The 15,875-nt window shown below is 64.3% G+C and carries 19 protein-coding genes; 6 read left to right on the top strand and 13 right to left on the bottom strand.

Annotated elements, in window-relative coordinates; genetic code table 11:
* Window positions 1-35: 35 nt before the first annotated feature.
* Window positions 36-830 carry an LLM class F420-dependent oxidoreductase gene (locus tag KXR83_RS01285; RefSeq protein ID WP_062796226.1) on the bottom strand — a complete coding sequence of 265 codons (795 nt, stop codon included), beginning with the start codon at window positions 828-830 and terminating at the stop codon, window positions 36-38.
* Window positions 831-845: 15 nt separating this feature from the next.
* A complete protein-coding gene (locus tag KXR83_RS01290) occupies window positions 846-2,270 on the bottom strand; it encodes a phytoene desaturase family protein (RefSeq protein WP_437423237.1) in 1,425 nt (474 codons plus the stop codon).
* Between the two features lie 154 nt (window positions 2,271-2,424).
* Here KXR83_RS01290 and KXR83_RS01295 point away from each other — a divergent pair, with 154 nt between their 5' ends.
* A complete protein-coding gene (locus KXR83_RS01295; protein WP_437423238.1) occupies window positions 2,425-4,494 on the top strand; it encodes a PhoX family protein in 2,070 nt (689 codons plus the stop codon).
* A 96-nt stretch (window positions 4,495-4,590) separates the two neighbouring features.
* Here KXR83_RS01295 and KXR83_RS01300 read toward each other — a convergent pair whose 3' ends face one another.
* The 3 genes from KXR83_RS01300 to ggh form a co-directional block, all read right to left on the bottom strand.
* Window positions 4,591-5,217, bottom strand: coding sequence for a TetR/AcrR family transcriptional regulator (locus KXR83_RS01300; protein WP_437423239.1), 627 nt, complete (start codon window positions 5,215-5,217; stop codon window positions 4,591-4,593).
* Between the two features lie 68 nt (window positions 5,218-5,285).
* Complete coding sequence (locus KXR83_RS01305; RefSeq protein WP_437423240.1) at window positions 5,286-6,188, bottom strand: alpha/beta hydrolase; 903 nt, start codon at window positions 6,186-6,188, stop codon at window positions 5,286-5,288.
* Between the two features lie 21 nt (window positions 6,189-6,209).
* Complete coding sequence (ggh, locus tag KXR83_RS01310; RefSeq protein ID WP_437423241.1) at window positions 6,210-7,550, bottom strand: glucosylglycerate hydrolase; 1,341 nt, start codon at window positions 7,548-7,550, stop codon at window positions 6,210-6,212.
* A gap of 88 nt (window positions 7,551-7,638) precedes the next feature.
* On the opposite strand from ggh, the gene KXR83_RS01315 reads away from it, so the two are divergent.
* Together KXR83_RS01315 and KXR83_RS01320 are read left to right on the top strand one after the other, a co-directional pair.
* Window positions 7,639-8,316: an SDR family oxidoreductase gene (locus KXR83_RS01315; RefSeq protein ID WP_437423242.1), complete on the top strand. Its 678-nt coding sequence runs from the start codon at window positions 7,639-7,641 to the stop codon at window positions 8,314-8,316.
* A 105-nt stretch (window positions 8,317-8,421) separates the two neighbouring features.
* Complete coding sequence (locus tag KXR83_RS01320) at window positions 8,422-9,306, top strand: SCO6745 family protein (RefSeq protein ID WP_437423243.1); 885 nt, start codon at window positions 8,422-8,424, stop codon at window positions 9,304-9,306.
* 9 nt (window positions 9,307-9,315) lie between these two features.
* On the opposite strand, the gene KXR83_RS01325 is transcribed toward KXR83_RS01320, so the two are convergent.
* Both KXR83_RS01325 and KXR83_RS01330 read right to left on the bottom strand, forming a co-directional pair.
* On the bottom strand, window positions 9,316-9,543 hold the full coding sequence (locus tag KXR83_RS01325; RefSeq protein ID WP_031332404.1) for a DUF3263 domain-containing protein: 228 nt from the start codon (window positions 9,541-9,543) through the stop codon (window positions 9,316-9,318).
* A gap of 158 nt (window positions 9,544-9,701) precedes the next feature.
* The gene (locus KXR83_RS01330) at window positions 9,702-10,052 is read right to left on the bottom strand and encodes a VOC family protein (protein ID WP_437423244.1); all 351 of its coding nucleotides are present in this window, start codon (window positions 10,050-10,052) and stop codon (window positions 9,702-9,704) included.
* Window positions 10,053-10,118: 66 nt separating this feature from the next.
* On the opposite strand from KXR83_RS01330, the gene KXR83_RS01335 reads away from it, so the two are divergent.
* Window positions 10,119-10,643, top strand: coding sequence for a TetR/AcrR family transcriptional regulator (locus KXR83_RS01335; RefSeq protein WP_437423245.1), 525 nt, complete (start codon window positions 10,119-10,121; stop codon window positions 10,641-10,643).
* A 41-nt stretch (window positions 10,644-10,684) separates the two neighbouring features.
* Here the strand turns inward: KXR83_RS01335 and KXR83_RS01340 are convergent, their stop codons facing one another.
* Both KXR83_RS01340 and KXR83_RS01345 read right to left on the bottom strand, forming a co-directional pair.
* The gene (locus tag KXR83_RS01340) at window positions 10,685-11,029 is read right to left on the bottom strand and encodes a rhodanese-like domain-containing protein (protein WP_437423246.1); all 345 of its coding nucleotides are present in this window, start codon (window positions 11,027-11,029) and stop codon (window positions 10,685-10,687) included.
* Window positions 11,026-11,379, bottom strand: coding sequence for a Fe-S protein (locus tag KXR83_RS01345; protein WP_437423247.1), 354 nt, complete (start codon window positions 11,377-11,379; stop codon window positions 11,026-11,028). Before KXR83_RS01345 ends, KXR83_RS01340 begins: the two co-directional genes overlap by 4 nt.
* 189 nt (window positions 11,380-11,568) lie before the next feature.
* Between KXR83_RS01345 and KXR83_RS01350 the strand changes: the two genes are divergently transcribed.
* Entirely contained in the window at window positions 11,569-12,045 is a 477-nt protein-coding gene (locus KXR83_RS01350) for a MarR family winged helix-turn-helix transcriptional regulator (RefSeq protein ID WP_437423248.1), read from the top strand.
* Window positions 12,046-12,077: 32 nt separating this feature from the next.
* On the opposite strand, the gene KXR83_RS01355 is transcribed toward KXR83_RS01350, so the two are convergent.
* The 4 genes from KXR83_RS01355 to dps all read right to left on the bottom strand — a co-directional run bounded on the left by KXR83_RS01355 (window position 12,078) and on the right by dps (window position 14,469).
* On the bottom strand, window positions 12,078-12,323 hold the full coding sequence (locus KXR83_RS01355) for a hypothetical protein (RefSeq protein ID WP_437423249.1): 246 nt from the start codon (window positions 12,321-12,323) through the stop codon (window positions 12,078-12,080).
* 85 nt (window positions 12,324-12,408) lie between these two features.
* A complete protein-coding gene (locus tag KXR83_RS01360) occupies window positions 12,409-13,401 on the bottom strand; it encodes an alpha/beta fold hydrolase (RefSeq protein WP_437423250.1) in 993 nt (330 codons plus the stop codon).
* A gap of 3 nt (window positions 13,402-13,404) precedes the next feature.
* Window positions 13,405-13,779 (bottom strand): nuclear transport factor 2 family protein, encoded by a 375-nt coding sequence (locus KXR83_RS01365; RefSeq protein ID WP_081729770.1) that lies wholly within the window; start codon window positions 13,777-13,779, stop codon window positions 13,405-13,407.
* Window positions 13,780-13,932: 153 nt separating this feature from the next.
* The gene (gene dps / locus KXR83_RS01370; protein ID WP_437423251.1) at window positions 13,933-14,469 is read right to left on the bottom strand and encodes a DNA starvation/stationary phase protection protein Dps; all 537 of its coding nucleotides are present in this window, start codon (window positions 14,467-14,469) and stop codon (window positions 13,933-13,935) included.
* Between the two features lie 164 nt (window positions 14,470-14,633).
* Between dps and KXR83_RS01375 the strand changes: the two genes are divergently transcribed.
* Window positions 14,634-15,860 (top strand): EAL domain-containing protein, encoded by a 1,227-nt coding sequence (locus tag KXR83_RS01375; protein WP_437423252.1) that lies wholly within the window; start codon window positions 14,634-14,636, stop codon window positions 15,858-15,860.
* The last annotated feature ends 15 nt before the right edge of the window (window positions 15,861-15,875 follow it).

A 15,875-nucleotide genomic window follows, 5' to 3' on the forward strand; every position in this document is an offset into this window, starting at 1 on the left:
GCCATTATCGCGCATGTGGGGAGGTGCGCGCCTACCTATCCGTTCCGGCGGTCACGCCACTTGCACAGTTCGGTCGCCAGCGAGATGTCGTAGTCGGGGCCGTTGACACCGACTGTGAACAGGGAAACGCCCTCGTCGGCGAGGCTGTCGGCGAGTTTCACGGCTTCGTCGAGGCCGCCTGCCTGCGACAGCTCCGCCGAGTGGGCGATCTCGCCGGGGTCGCGACCGACTGTTGCGCAGTGATCGGCCAGTACCTGCGACTTGTGCCGGTAGGTCTCCAGGTCGACGAAGGAATGCCAGTAGTGAGCGTGCTGGGCGACGAACTTGAGCGTCTTCTTCTCGCCGCCGCCACCGATCAGGATGGGGATCTCGCGAACGGGCGCCGGGTTGAGCTTCGCGAACCGGTTCTTGATCCGGGGCAGTGCCTCGCCGAGGGCGTCCAGTCGGCTTCCCTTGGTCCCGAAGTCGTACCCGTATTCGGTGTAGTCGCGTTCGAACCAGCCCGAGCCGATGCCGAGGATCAGCCGGCCACCCGAGATGTGGTCGACGGTGCGGGACATGTCGGCCAGCAGATCCGGGTTGCGGTAGCTGTTGCAGGTGACCAGAGCGCCCAGCTGGATGCGTGAGGTCTGCTCGGCCCACGCCGCGAGCATCGTCCAGCATTCGAAGTGCGCGCCGTCCGGCTCACCGTAGAGCGGGTAGAAGTGGTCCCAGTTGAACGCGACATCAACTCCGGCGTCTTCGGCGCGGCGAACCGCGTCACGGATGTTGTTGTAGTCGGCCGCGTGCTGTGGCTGTAACTGGACTGCGATCTGAATTGGTGTGCTCATGAGTTCCAGTGTGCATCAACCGTGCCGACGAATCGCGGCCTGCGCGGCATGCATGCCACACATACCGTGGACGCCGCCGCCGGGCGGAGTCGATGACGCACACAGGTAGACACCGTCCACGGGTGTTGCGTACGGCACGCGCGCAACCACGGGCCGAGTGAACAATTGCCGCAAATCGGACACACCCGAATTGATGTCGCCGCCTACGTAGTTCGGGTTGTACACCGAGAGCTGCTTGGCCGTCATGCTGTGCCTGGCGATGATCACGTCCTTGAACCCTGGGGCGCAGCGCTCGATCTGCGCTTCGACCGCTTCGGTCATGTCGACGTCAGAGTCATGGGGCACATGGCAATACGCCCAGGCGACGTGTTTGCCGTCCGGAGCACGTGACGGGTCGATCACGCTCGGCGTTCCGCCGATGAGATTGGGACGCTCTGGATGGCGTCCTGCCTTCACGTCCTCTTCGTTCTGCCTGATCTGCTGGTCGTCCGAGGCGATGTGAAAGGTCGCCGACTTCGCGGTGTAGGGGTCGTTCCAGGGGATCGGTTCACTCAATGCGTAGTCGATCTTGAACGACCCTGGGCCATAACGGTATTTGGCCAGGCGGCTGCGGTAACGAGTCGGCAGACGGTCGCCCATGATCCTGCTGAACTGGGTCGGGTCGATGTCGAAGAACTTCAGGCGGGTGTCGGGCATGTCGTCGAAACTCCGCACCGGGTGGTCGGTTCGGATCTCGCCACCGTGAGCTCTGAGCGCGCCGGCGAGGGCATCGGCGATCGACTGACTCCCGCCTCGCGCGATCGGCCATCCGCCCGCGTGCGCGAGCATCCCGAGGATCAACCCGAACGACGCCGTGGCCACCCCGCTTGTGGGCCGCACCACGTGAGTTGCGATGGCCGCGAACAACGTACGGGTACGTGGATCGCGGAACATGATCTTGTTGAACGCGTCTGCACTCAGCAGCGCCTGCGGTCCGAACCTGGCCGCCACCAGCAGGTGGCGCGGGATCCGGAACGGCCCGAAGAAGTCGCTGATCAGGTCCTGCGAATGTTTGGCGGCAAATCCGAGGGTCGCGCCCCAAGCGGCAGCGTCACGGCCGAGCGTCTCCTTGGTGCGCGCGAGATCCCGGAACAGCGGCAGCGCGGTGCCGTCCCCGAACACCTGCGACAGCTGTACCTCGGGGTCGAGCCATTCCAGCCCGTACCGTCCGAGATCCATCGAATTGAATGCCGGCGAGGCCAATCCGGTCGGGTGCACCACCGAGCACATGTCGTGCCAAAAGCCGGGTTCGGTCAGCTCGCTGGTCCGGGTTCCACCACCGATCGTCGGATGAGATTCGAGCACCAGAACCTTGCGGCCGGCCTTGGCGAGTGTGACCGCTGCCGACAAACCGTTCGGTCCTGATCCGACCACCACCGCGTCGTAACCATCCGCCCTCACAAACACCAACCTTAATCGCGTAACCGCGAGTCTTTACCGCTGATTCATGTTCAGGTTCCCGCCGGTTTCACTGCGATGCCTACCGTTCGACAAGTTGGTCGAAGCCCGCGACCTCGTCAGCCCATCACTTTCGTCAGCACAGGGAGTCACCACGGTGAGAGTTCCACTTGCCATTTTTGATAAACACGCAGGCGCCTCGAAGCGCTCCCGCGTGACGTGCCACTACAAATGTGGCGACGCATGCTGGCATGAACCTCCCAACACCAGCGACAACGAGTACTTCCGGGACATCGCCCGCAACGCGGTCTCACGCCGCTCGGTACTGCGTGGTTCGGCCGCCGCAGTGGTCGCTGTGGGAGCCACCTCGGCCCTCGCAGCATGCGGTGATGACAGCAAGTCGACGGCGCAACCGTCGAGTGCGGTGGAGGTCACCGGCACCGGCGACGGCAACGGGATGAACTTCGTCCCGGTCGCACCGAACACCGAGGACGCACTGATCATCCCCGATGGCTATGAACAGGCCGTGGTGATCATGTGGGGCGACCCGGTGGTGCCCGGGGCACCCGCCTTCGATTTTGACAACCAGACCCCTGAGGCGCAGGAAAAGCAGTTCGGGTTCAACAACGACTTCGCCGGACTGATCCCCATCGAGGGACAGGCGGGGCACTACTACCTGGTGGTCAACCAGGAGTACACCACCGAAGAGTTCATGTTCAAGGGTTACAAACCGAAGGAACCGACCGAGCAGCAGGCGCGGATCGCCATGGCTGCACACGGCATCACGGTTGTCGAGGTGAAGAGCGAAGACGGGTCAGGCAAGTTGACTCCCGTTGTCGGCGAACGGAATCGACGCCTCACGGCGATGAGTCCGTTCACCCTGACCGGCCCGGCGGCAGGCAGCGAGTTCGTGAAGACCAACGCCGATCCCCAGGGAACCACGGTGCTCGGCACCATCGGCAACTGCTCCGGTGGTCTCACACCATGGGGAACCATGATCTCCGGCGAAGAGAACTTCAACGGTTACTTCACCGGCGCCTCCACCGTCACCGACTCCACGGCGAAAGACCGCCTCGAGCGGTACAGCTTCGACGATGAAGACGACTTCCATCAGTGGGGCAAGTACGAGACCCGGTTCGATCTGGCCAAGGAACCCAACGAGGCCAACCGATTCGGCTACGTCGTGGAGGTCAATCCACACGACCCCAAGTCCACTCCCGTCAAGCATTCCTCGATGGGTCGCCTCAAGCACGAGGGCGCCAACATCTTTGTCACCGACGACGGCACCGTGGTCGCCTACACCGGTGACGACGAGCGCTTCGAGTACATCTACAAGTTCGTGTCCAGCAAGAAGATTCAGCCAGGCGTGGGTGCGGCGGCCATGCAGCACAACATGACCATCCTGTCGAACGGCACGCTGTACGTGGCCCAATTGACCGGTAACCAGCCCGATCAGATCGACGGCAGCGGCAAGCTCCCTTCCTCGGGATCGTTTGCCGGAACGGGCAAGTGGTTCCCGCTGCTCACTGTCACCGACGACGGCGCCGAGTCCAAGGTCGAGGGCATGACGGCCCAGGAGGTGGCAGTGTTCACCCGGCTGGCGGCCGACAAGGTCGGGGCCACCAAGATGGACCGTCCCGAAGACATCGAGCCACACCCCAAGACCGGCAAGGTCTACTGCGCGCTGACCAACAACGACAAGCGCGGTACGGCGGGCAAGGCCGGCGTCGACGAGGCCAATCCCCGGAACGAGAACAAGAACGGGCAGGTCATCGAGTTCACCGATGACCATGCCGGTACCGAATTCACCTGGGACCTGTTGCTGGTGTGCGGCGACCCGGCCGCCGCCGACACCTACTACGGCGGATTCGACAAGACCAAGGTCAGCCCCATCTCGTGCCCGGACAACGTGGCCTTCGATCCGCACGGGAACCTGTGGATCTCCACCGACGGCAACGCGCTGAAGAACAACGACGGTCTGTTCGCCGTTGCACTCGAGGGCGACAACCGCGGCGAGACGAAGCAGTTCCTCACCGTGCCGAGAGGTGCCGAGACCTGCGGTCCGATCATCGACACAGACCGGATCATCGTGTGCGTCCAGCACCCCGGTGAAGAAGACGAGTACTCGGCCGACAAGCCTTACTCGAACTGGCCCGAGGGTGGCGATTCGCAGCCACGTCCGTCGGTGGTCTCGGTGTGGAAGTCGGGCGGTCAGATCGGCGTCTGACCCCACCTGCCGGATTCGCTCCGCTTACCGACGTCTGCTCCCGGTGCAACGGGCGCAGACGCGCGTAAGTGGAGCGAATTCGCAGGTCAGGTGAGGTCAGGGCTTGGCTGTCATCGCGACGATGATGGCGGAGACCTGCGCGGCCAGGGCGTCTGCCGAACCCTGGTGACCGGCGAACCACCGGAACAGTGCTTGCTGGAACAGGCCGTCGAAGATCGCGTAGGCCACCGGCGGACTCAACACCGGGGGCTTACCCGTGAACTCGGAATGGCGCGTGACCATCCGCCAGATCATCGCTTCCAGACCCTGTTCGATCTCACCGACGGCCGGCCGGAAGACATCGTCGAAGTAGCTCTGAGCACGCATGTCGTACCAGAGCCGATGCATCGCGGCCTCGTCCGTCAGGCTCGCGGCCATGGCGGCTGAGAACCGTTCGGCGAGGTCTTCGACGCTTTCCGAGCTGTCGATCGCGGCGTCGTACCGGGTGACACATTCGGCCTTGTACTCGCGTACGCCGAAGATGATGAGTTCGTTCTTGTCGGCGAAGTAGTAGTGGAGCACCCCGTGGGTGAAATCGGAGTTGCTGGCGATATCGCGCAGACTTGTGTTCGCGTAGCCCCGCTCAGCCAGAGTCGCCAGCGCCGACCGGGCAAGCTCTCGCTGCCGTTCGCCGAACTTGTCCACGCGACTCTCTGCGCGCGTCCTCCGGGTTGAGGTGCTCATCACCGAGCAGTTTAGATCCGGGTCACCGCCGGAACAATGCCGAACGGACTGTTTTTACAGTCAACGCGTCAGGCCAGGAACTCGACGATCAGGTCACCGACCACCTCGGGCTGTTCCAGATGCAGGAAATGCCCGGCGGCCTCGACAACGCGGACGTCGCTGCCGGCAGGCAACACCGCACCCGCCCGTTCGGCGAAGCCGGCCTGCATACATCCGTCGTCTGCACCGTGCAGGTAGAGGGTGGGTGTGCGGGCTTCGGCCGTCATCGCCCTCTGCATCGACCGGTAGCGCTCGGCGGGCCGGGTGGGTCTCAGCGTCGCCCGGTAGTACGCCAAGACCGCGGTGCGATGCGCTGCGCTGGGCAACGAGTCGAAGACGTACCGCAGGTCTTCGGTGGCGTCGAATCCCGGTGACCATCTCCGCCAGAGCAGCGGGATGAGCTTGTCCAATGTCCGCTCCGACAGGCGCGGCAATTGGACGAACATGGTGTACCAGCTCAGAAATGCTTGCCGTGCATACAATTTCGCCATCGCCGCGGGGTCGGAACGCACCTGGGTGAATGCCCCGATCGGAGGTACCGCCATCGACACCACGGTGCGGAACGGTGAGCCTTCAAACGCCGCCAGCCCATTCGAGGTGAGTGCGCCCCAGTCGTGCCCGACCACCACGGCCTGATCATCGGCGTCCAGGCATCGGTGGATCTCCACGGCGTCGTACATCAGTGCGCCCACGTGGTAATCGCCGTCGCGGGCGAGTCCGGAAGGCGCGTATCCCCTGCCGAACGGAGCGATCACCCGGTAGCCCTGCTCGGCCAGTCGCGGTCCGAGGTGCCGCCATGTGTACGCGGTGTCAGGGAAACCGTGGAGGCACAGGGCCAGTGTTCCGTCTGCCGGTCCCCAGGCGAACGCCTGCAGATCAACGGTCGGCAACGTCAGTGAGATCGACTCGGCTCCGGCCGGGGGCTCATGCATGTACTGATCCAATCAGTTCAGCTAGTCCAGCCAGTCCAAAACGGCTGCAGCGGTCCAGGATTGCTGCATGCTACCCAGCGGCTCCCCGGTGAACGGTTCGTAATATTCGGCGAACGACCCGTCTTGCGCCTGCCTCAGCCCTTCTTCACGCAGCCGCGCCGAGCGTTCCGTCCATCCGCGACGGGCGAATGCCCACGAGAACAGCCAGGTCATCACCGGCCATACCGGCCCGCGCCAGTACTCCCTTGATTTGAAGTCCGCCGAGATCGGTGAGGTCGACGGCGGCACCGCGTACTTGAGGTCGGGGTGACCGCAGAAGCGAGGACCTTCGAAGAGCTTCAGCAGTGCACGCTCACGCTCGCGCGGCAGGCCACCACACAACAGCGGTGCGAACATCGCGATGGTCTCGGTGTTGATCCAGCGGCCCGCACGCAGATCGAAGTCGCGAGCGGCCCCGTTGCGTTCCGCGGTCGCCGCCGCGACGCCGGCACGGTATCGATCCGCCCAGGCCCGCAGGTCACGGACATCCGAGCGAGGTTTCGAATAGTCCTCGCCGATCGTCGCGAGCACGTCACACGCCACCGCGAAGATCGCGCTGACGAAGACGTCTTCGATGGCGAAACTCATGACCTCGGGCAGCACCGCATCGTCGTAATTCGCCATCTTCATCTCGTGGACCAGCCACAGATAGCGGTCGTACTCGACGTCGGATGGGCGCATCGAGGCGTCGGCGCCATGGGAGAGGTCGGCACGGGTGTACGGCGGCAGATCGGCTCCCGGCTTCACGTTCTCGTAGGCGGCATCCCAGCGGGGCGAGTTGTCCATCCCCGATTCCCAGCCGTGGTAGAGCGTGATGCGACCGCGACCCTGGGGATCCCGGGCATGTGCGAGCCACCGGTGCCACCGGACGAGATCGCCCCATCTCCGATCGAGGAACTCCTCGGCGACCGAGCGTGTGGTGCGGCCCTGACGGCGGGAATGGTCGAGGATGCGTTGCACCGCAATGGCGTGGACGGGCGGCTGGGTGATGCCAGAGGTGTGCGGAGCCCGCGGTGCGTTGAACGCGAGCTGTGAACACTCCCATCGCGCCGGACCCGGAAAGTACCCGTCGCGACCGTTCGCGAAGACGATGTGCGGGATCATCCCGTTGCCCCACTGCGCCGAGAGCAGGGTGTCCATCTCGACCACCGCTCGTTCCACACTCAGCGGCGCGAGGCCGACCGTGACAAACGCCGCATCCCAGCTCCACATGTGCGGGTACAGACGCGGAGCCGCGCTGGTCATGGTGCCCAGATCATTGCCACGCAGCAGATAGGCGGCGCGCGCCGACAGTTGCGTGTTGGTGAAGCCGACGTATCCCACGGTCACATTCTGGCCCCACGGGCGCAATCGTGCCCATCTCGTCGTCCGGACCCTCTGACAACCCAGGGTGCTGACTAGGGTGGCGACCATGCCAACCGCGTTGATCACCGGGGCCAGCCGCGGCCTGGGCGCTTCCATCGCCCGACTGCTCGCGCCCACCCACGACCTGTTGCTCGGCGGTCGCCCGTCGACCGAATTGGACAACATCGCATTGCAACTCGACGGGGCTACCACCTGGCCTGTCGAACTCACCGACCCCGACGAACTCGCGGCCGCCACCGAGGCGATCAGCGAACTCGACGTCCTGGTGCACAACGCCGGCGTGATCAGCTGGGGTTCGATCGAAGACACCCCGGCCGACGAATGGCGACGGGTGCTCGAGGTCAACCTGATCGCCGCCGCCGAGCTGACCCGGCTCCTGCTGCCCGCACTCCGTGCCGCGAGGGGGCACGTGGTGTTCATCAACTCGGGTGCCGGCAGGCACGCCAATCCGGGGTGGGGTGTCTATGCCGCGAGCAAGTTCGGCCTGCGCGCACTGGCCGATGTTGTTCGGGCTGAAGAACCATCGCTGCGGGTCACGTCGATCTTCCCCGGGCGCATCGACACCGACATGCAGCAGGAGTTGGTGGCGATGGAGGGCGGAGAGTACGACGCCGCGCAGTTCTTGTTGCCCAACACGGTGGCGTCCGCGGTGGTGGCAGCCATCCACACGCCGGCCGACGCCCATCCCCATGAGGTGGTGCTCAAACCGACGGGCCGTCGCTGACCTCGACGATGCAGCCGGGATCGGTGTCAACGGCCCGCGGCCGGATTCTCGAACCGTAGGGTGAGGGTCATCGGGCACACCGCTCAATCGGCAGTTGGGGAAAACATGACGTTGAAGTACTCAGAATCTGATCGGGCACTTGCCCGGGCGGCGTACGAGACCCTCGAACCGTTTCACGTCGTCGCCTACTTCAGCCCCGACATCAAAGCCGCTTGCGCCGACACCGGACTGGACTTCCATGGCTGGTATGTGGGCGCTCGGGGCGCTCCGTTGGGACCATGTGACGCCTCGGTTGTCGCTGCGGCGTTCTTCAACTTCAGCCCCACGGTGGTCGGTCCCGGATGGGATGCCGCCAAGGCCGTGGGCCTCGACGTGGTGAACGACCGCCGTTATCAAATGCTCGACGAGACGCTGGGCCGGGCGCTCGGTGACCAAGTCGGGAATCCCGTGCTCGACGAGTTGGCGGATCGCTACGCCCAGAAGGCTGCAGACCTGCCCATGGGCGGGCGCACGCTCGCCGCGGCATGGGCCAACTCGCAGCCGCCGACGCAACCGCACGTTCGGCTGTGGCATTCGATCGCAACCGTTCGCGAGTGGCGCGGTGACGCCCACATCGCCGCATTGGTCACCGCAGGCCTCGACCGGCTCGAAGCGCTGGTGCTTCACGAGGCACAGCATCCCGACCCCACAGTGCGGCGCCGCCTGCTCGGTAAGAAGCTGGTGATGGTGACCCGCGGCTGGTCCGAGGACGACTGGAGTGCGGCCGCGGACAATCTGCGGGCGCGCGGGTTGATCGATCAGGCGGAGTCGGGCGAGATCCTCACTGCAGCCGGCGCCGACCTCTACAACCACATCGAGGAACTCACCGACGATGCAGCTGCCGCTGCGTGGTGTACCGACGGCGACACCGAGCAATTGCTCACGGCAACAAAGCCATTCGTCAAATCGGTGATCGACGCGGGAATCCTCCCAGGGACCAAGAAGAAGTAACCGATTCGGTCAGCTGGCGAGCCAGAGCCGGCGTCGGATCACTCCGCGCATCCGTTCGACATCGTGCGGATTGAGTGACGACGGCGGTTCTTCGTCGACGATGTTGTTCAATTCGGCGAAGAAGTCACGGACGGGCATGCCGAACCGCTCACGGATCTGATCGGACGGGCCACCGCCGAACTGGTACCAGTGCGACTCGAACTCCACCATTTGCTGCTGCTGTGGTTTCAGCGACATCGCAAACACACCTCCCCGATCGACGTAAGAAGAATCCCCGGTTGTCCGACGGTTTCTGCGTCGGGCCTCGATTCTTGATACCGCAAACTTCGGTTCGATGCGAGATTTAGATCACACATGATCGGAACTGCCGGTAAAACAGGCGCCGACCTGCGGGATCACTCCCCGGTTTGATCCGTCGATTGATCCATCACGTAGATCGTCGCGCCGCCCGGATCGCGGTAGGTCGCGAGGAAGCCGCCGGGAATCTCGTCCGGCTCATCGATGACCGCAAGCGTGCTCGGACGCGACGCATGGAAGTCTTCGACGCTCTCGACCACGAACAATGGCCCCGCCGGGGCTGTCGGATCGTTGGCGTCCAGCATGACCTGCACCTCGCTGCCCGGCAGGGACAGGGCAGCGGTCGCGTCCCCTTCGCGCCACAACTCGGTGAATCCGAGTGTGTCGCGATAAAGGGCAACCGACGCCTGCAGATCCGAGGTGGGGATGAACAAGAACTCGAGCTTCATGGCAATTCCTCCGTGTTGTGACGTGTCGTAACGTGATTACGGTGAGCGTAACTGCATTATGTAGGTATGCGTGAGTGGATTCCGATATCGACCTCTCCGAAAGGAAGGCTCGTTCTGGCTGCGGTCAAGATGTTCGGGGCACGCCCCTTCGATGAGGTCGGCGTCGCGGAACTGTCGTCGGCAGCACAGGTGACCACCGGCGCCCTCTACCACCACTTCGGCAGCAAACTCGGTCTGTACACGTTCGTCCGGGACGACGTGGAACGTCGCCTGCTCGACCGCATAGAGGGAGCACTGGCCGTCGAGGGATCCGACCGCGCAGGCGCTGCGATGTCGGCACTGCTCGTCGGACTGGACTTTGCCGTGCGGGAAGACTTTCTTCACATTCTCGGAGATCCGCCCGCGGGAACCGAGCACGACAGACTTGCCGAGATGCTCAGTCTGCGCGCGGTTCCGACAACCCCGGTGCTCGGACGACTACTCGCAGCCACCTGGCGCGCGGCGCTCGCGGCGATTGCCGATGGCGCGGACGTGGAGCAGGTGCGCATCGCCCTCGGAGCGCTGCGACTTCAACTGCTTGACGAGGAGTGAACTCGTCACTGCCCACGGTTCACGGCAGTCGACGCGGGACATCATTCGGCCGCAGGCCCACCGATCAGCGGCCCTCCGGCAGCTCGCCAATCAATCAATCCCCTGCTGATGTTCCGGGCTTCCCATCCCCAGTCGTTCAGGAGGTTTGCAGCGGCGGAGGACCGCAGCCCGCCTGTGCAGAAGGTCAGTAGCAATCGGTCGTCCGGCAGCTCATCGGAGCGGCGCTCCAGGTCTTCGAGAGGGATGTGGACCGCACCCGGGATGTGGGTCCTGTTCCACTCGAAGTGCCGTCGGACATCCACAACCAAGGCGCCACCCTGTGCGAGTTCGATTGCCTCTCGGGCTGAAACCTTCGGCGCTTGACGCAGGTAGTGGCGAAAGCTCACCAGATGACTCCGATCCCGGCAGCCAGGAGGGACAACACCCCGACGGCACAAAAGAGCGGGCGCGGGACGGGACTGCCCGTACGTCGCTGCTTCGCGTTCCCCGCACCGAGAACTCCACCCAGGACGATGAGGATGGCGAGTTTGAGGCCCACCTTCGGCCAATTGGTCTCCACACCGGCAGGCCAGGGTGCAGCCAGCACGACCCCGCTGATCAACGAGACCAGCAAGCCGCAGTCCATCGCGGCGGTGGTCCTGAAACGGCGTGCCAGCGCCTCCGCCGCCCAGCCCCCGAAGGTCACGGCGAACCCGATCAGATGAATCCAGATCACGACGTCACGGAGTACGTCCACGCTCACCCCTTGCCTCGGCCGCCACAGGGCGAAGATCTCGCTTCACGCCCACTCGTTGCGGTAGTTTCAGTCAGACTGTAACTGAGGCTGCGCGTATGTCAAACCAACGGGGCAGCGCCTCATTCTCGGCCGCACCCACCTCCCACGGTGGTCTACTGTTGGCCGGAATCGACGAGTGAGGAAGTCAACGTGCCGGAGGACGATCGCGGTGCCGAGGTGGCTCCGACGAGCACCGAGGATGGCATCGCGCCCTCGAGTGCAGCCTTCGTCCTGATTGCCCTGGGCAACCGGATGCGCGCGCGGGTGGAGTCCCGCTTGGCGACCGAAGGTATTGCCATTCGCCACTTGTCGGCTCTGGGCCACCTGTCACGAAGGCCAGGGATCTCCTACAGCGAGCTCGCACGCCGCGCGTCTGTGACCCCACAGAGCATGCAGGCGACGTTGAACAAGCTGGAGGCGATCGGCGCCGTGGAGAGGACGACGAGTGGCGGAAGAGGCCGCACAGCAACACTCTTCGTGACCGAGGAAGGCAAAAGACTACTGGCCGTGGGCTACTCCTCGTACGCAGAGTTGGATGCCCTACTCACAGAACATCTCGACCCGGAGACGTTGAACGGCATGATGTTGCGGTTCATGAAACTCCTACGGAGTCTCGACTCCGGGTGACGTCGACCGCCACCATCTCCGCCTGTCGGGTATCAGGAGTTGGTGGCGTATGCGACAGCAGAACCCGTCGGCGGCACCCGAACCGCGCGCCCGGCCGACGACATCGCCGCAGTGTGGATCTCGATGGTCCCGTCGGCGCGCTGGAGAAGCGTGGTCACCGTGCCGTCGTCGCCGACCAACTCGATACTCCTGACGCCTGTCTCCGCATTGGCCCGACGCCTCATCGAGTCACCTGAGAAACGCGCCTCGTCACCGACTGTTCGCACGCTGCTTGCCATGTCCGCCGCCTTCTGGAGTGTGTACATGGGAAGTTCGTCGCCGACGATGCGGCGGATTGGTTCACACAGCACCTCGAGAACTCACTCAGGTGCAGCCCACAGCCGGAACGCCGTCCTGCACCGACCTCGCGAAGCCGATCAACGCCGCGGTCACCTCATCGGGCCGCTCCATCTGGATGAAGTGTCCGGCCCCGTCGAAGGTGCGGACGGTCTGAAGCCTTGGCATCGTCTCGCGCATCCGCCCGATGGCTTTGCGGCCCGCCATCGTGATCACCGGGTCCTCGCCACCGGCGAGAAAACAGGCCGGGACGTCGATCACACGACCGTCGACGGCGCTCTCCCAGTTGAGGTCCGCGGCGCGGTACCAGTTCAGACCGCCGGTGAATCCGGTTCTGCGGAAGGCTGTCTCGTATTCGTCGAGGTCCCCTTCCGACAACCACGACCACGGCAGTTGCGGTGCTGCGGGCAGTACATCGAGGTACCCCAGTCGGCGGCCGTCGCGGTGGCTCGGATGCTGCCAGATGTCGAGGTAGCGAAAGTCCCCCGACAAGGCGTGGAACAGCCGCGTGAGGAACTCGCGCGGTTCCGCGTTCAGTTCGGCCTCGGCGAGGTCTGGCTGCATGAAGTACTCGAAATGGAAAAAATGTTGCTGTGCCAGAACCGAATAGGCGTCCGACGGCCTGATCGGCAGCCGGTCGGGGGCATAGGGCATGGCGAGCAGCACCAGCCCGGCCACCCGGTCGCGATGCTCGAGGGCAATGGTCCATGCGGTCGGGGCACCGAAGTCGTGGCCCACAACGATTGCCTGTTGAACCTCAAGCGAGTCGAGCAACGCGACCACACGATTGGCGACTGCTACAAACGTGTACTCGGCAACGTCGCCGGGCGAATCGGTGGCCCCGTATCCGGGCATGTCCGGCGCGATGACGCGGAAGCCGGCAGCCACCAGGGGCTCGACCTGGTGACGCCAGCTGAATGCGAGACCAGGAAACCCGTGGAGCAACAGCACGGCCGGACCGTGTCCGTCGTCCACGAGGTTCCACGTGAACCCGTCGACCGTCAGTTTGCGGTAGGGCACTGACTAGACCTGCTGGAGGTCTTCCTGGCTCCACACCGCACGCATGCTGGTGATCTTGCAGTTGTCATCGAAGACCATGATGTCCACGGGCGTGATCTTGAAGGCGGAACCGCCGGCCTCGGTGATGAGGGTGAACTCGAAGACTGCCGTGTCGCCGGCGATCTTCGACCAATGCAGCTCAGCGGTGGTCTTGTCCATCGCAGCGATCACACCGTAGAACTCCACGATCGATTCGCGCGTGCTGCGCACGTCGGCGCCGATCGGGTCTTCGACGGTCGCGCCCTCTGCGTACAGATCGGCGACCTGCTCTGGCTTACCGTTCGCCACCAGGTCCACGTAGGACTCGACGACCTTTTTGATTTCCTCGACACTCGGCATGTGCATCTCCTCATCGACTAGAACATGTTCTAGTTCGAGGACGTTACCCGTGATGTCCAGCTGAGTCCCGAAAAGGTTCAAACACCCACCAAAGCCAAGAGGTGCTCACCCGCAATGGGTGAGCACCTCGAGATGACTTCGATGGTGAGAGGGTCAGCGGCTCTGGTCGGCGGCGCCCTGTTCAGTGCTTGCGCCGGCATTGGCCAGCTCTCCCGAGGAATTCTCGAGGTGCGCACGGACGAACCACTGAAACTTCTCGAGTTCAGCGGTCTGGCCGATCAGGATGTCCTCGGTGACCGGATCGATCTCGCCTGCGACGGCAATGGCCTCACGCTGCGAGGTGATCACGCCGACGTAGACGAGGTCGAGGGCGCCGAGGTGGGCCTGCACCGTGTCGCGGCCGACCGAGTAGTCGTTCCAGGACCGATCCTCTTCGATCGCCTTGGCGGTGCCTTTAGGTGAGCCACCCAGGGTCGCGATGCGCTCGGCGAGCGTGTCGGCGTAGCCGCGGGCGAGTTCGACCTGGGGGTCGATCATTTCGTGAACGCCGATGAAGTTCGCACCGACGACGTTCCAGTGGATGTGCTTCAGAGTCAGATGGAGGTCGTTGAACGCGCTGAGACGTTCCTGCAGGACAGTGACCAGTTTCTTTGTGGCGTCATCAGAGAGGCCAGGCGCGGTGAAAGTCATGACCGCAGTTTGCCCTGCTGACCCAGATCTCAAACCCGACCGTGACACCGAGACCGAACTGCGACCTTTTCATAACGGTTCGGTAACGGGTGTGCGTACACCTGGGCCTATCGTGTGGTTGGCTTGGTTGATGATCGAACGCAAGTGCTCAACAGTGGCAACCGGTGACCTCGACCTCTGAGTCGGACGAGATCTTCGAGCAACTCGAACTCGTACCGCACTACGCACCCATTCGTCGACTCGCCGACGACGCGCTGTTCGCTGTGGAACTACAGGTCCGTGGACGCGGTGACACCGCACTGAACACCCCGAAGTCTCTGCGCCGTGCTGCGCGGATGATGCAGCAGACCGACGTCGTCGACGGTCGCAAGCTTTCATTCTTCAACGCGGACCCGGCCAAGACCACCGTGCCCATCTTTGCGACCGTTGATCTGCTGTCGCCCGTTCACCTCACGTTCGCGGCGCGGCCCGAGCACCACCTGCTTCTTTCCGTAGACCCCGGCGAGACCTTCCGCAGGCCCCGCGCGGTCCTGGACGAGGTCGCCGCGGCCCGTGCCGCGGGTCGTCTGATCTGCGTGGACCGATTGGGGCTCGATGATCGCGCGTTGACTCTGCTGTGGTTGATCGAACCCGACGTGATCTTCACCCCTGCGGAGTTGCTGGCCCGTACCCAAGATCCGGAGATCGCCGGGCTGGCCCACGCACTGGCCGCCCATGCGGAACGGACCGGTGCTCTGGTCATCGCCGAAGGTGTCGACAGCGAGGCGCTGCGGGTGGCGGCGCAGACGGTCGGCGCCACCCACGGCATGGGCGCCCTGTTCCCGACCGCGCACAGCCCGGCGCTTTTCGCCGACGAGCCGGTGGCTGCACTTCCGCCGCGTGACACCGCGACCGGCTCCGCCCACGACGATTCCGCGACCACCCCGTACGCCATCGTCAGTGCGAGTCATGTTCCCCGCCCCGGCGACAAACGCCTGCTGATCGAGATGAGCAAGGCCCTGGAGACGCAGGCTGCGGCCGCTGGGCCGGGCACCCTGGTGCTGGGCACCTTTCAGGAGGCTCGGCAGTTCACACCGGCGACGGCACGGCGTTGGCGTTCCCTGGCCGACAAAGCCGGTTTCGCCGGCGTGTACGGCGTCGGCCTACCGCAGATGCTCGACGGAAACGTCCAGCACGCCCCGCTCGACCCGGATGATGACCTCGTCAACGAGTGGACGGTGGTGGTTCTCGGTCCGCACGCCTCGGCACTGCTGTCCGCGCGTGACCGGCACGAACAGGTCCCCGACCTCGATCGCACCTTCGACGTGGTCCAGAGTTACAACCGCGACCTCGCATCCCGTGCGGCGCACGCCATCCTCGCCCGATTCACCTCGCCGCGAGTGACCGACTGATTCGACGGAGGGCGC

It is taken from the genome of Williamsia muralis (assembly GCF_051487485.1).
Classification (GTDB): Bacteria; Actinomycetota; Actinomycetes; order Mycobacteriales; family Mycobacteriaceae; genus Williamsia; species Williamsia muralis_B.

What these genes read in the sequence shown, in the direction of transcription:
- KXR83_RS01335 (WP_437423245.1), top strand. Translation starts at nt 10,119, where the DNA reads ATGCGTGAGTGGATTCCGATATCGACCTCTCCGAAAGGAAGGCTCGTT.
- KXR83_RS01300 (WP_437423239.1), bottom strand. Translation starts at nt 5,217, where the DNA reads ATGAGCACCTCAACCCGGAGGACGCGCGCAGAGAGTCGCGTGGACAAG.
- KXR83_RS01285 (WP_062796226.1), bottom strand. Translation starts at nt 830, where the DNA reads ATGAGCACACCAATTCAGATCGCAGTCCAGTTACAGCCACAGCACGCG.
- KXR83_RS01305 (WP_437423240.1), bottom strand. Translation starts at nt 6,188, where the DNA reads ATGCATGAGCCCCCGGCCGGAGCCGAGTCGATCTCACTGACGTTGCCG.
- KXR83_RS01355 (WP_437423249.1), bottom strand. Translation starts at nt 12,323, where the DNA reads ATGGCAAGCAGCGTGCGAACAGTCGGTGACGAGGCGCGTTTCTCAGGT.
- KXR83_RS01315 (WP_437423242.1), top strand. Translation starts at nt 7,639, where the DNA reads ATGCCAACCGCGTTGATCACCGGGGCCAGCCGCGGCCTGGGCGCTTCC.
- KXR83_RS01330 (WP_437423244.1), bottom strand. Translation starts at nt 10,052, where the DNA reads ATGAAGCTCGAGTTCTTGTTCATCCCCACCTCGGATCTGCAGGCGTCG.
- KXR83_RS01320 (WP_437423243.1), top strand. Translation starts at nt 8,422, where the DNA reads ATGACGTTGAAGTACTCAGAATCTGATCGGGCACTTGCCCGGGCGGCG.
- KXR83_RS01325 (WP_031332404.1), bottom strand. Translation starts at nt 9,543, where the DNA reads ATGTCGCTGAAACCACAGCAGCAGCAAATGGTGGAGTTCGAGTCGCAC.
- KXR83_RS01365 (WP_081729770.1), bottom strand. Translation starts at nt 13,779, where the DNA reads ATGCCGAGTGTCGAGGAAATCAAAAAGGTCGTCGAGTCCTACGTGGAC.
- dps (WP_437423251.1), bottom strand. Translation starts at nt 14,469, where the DNA reads ATGACTTTCACCGCGCCTGGCCTCTCTGATGACGCCACAAAGAAACTG.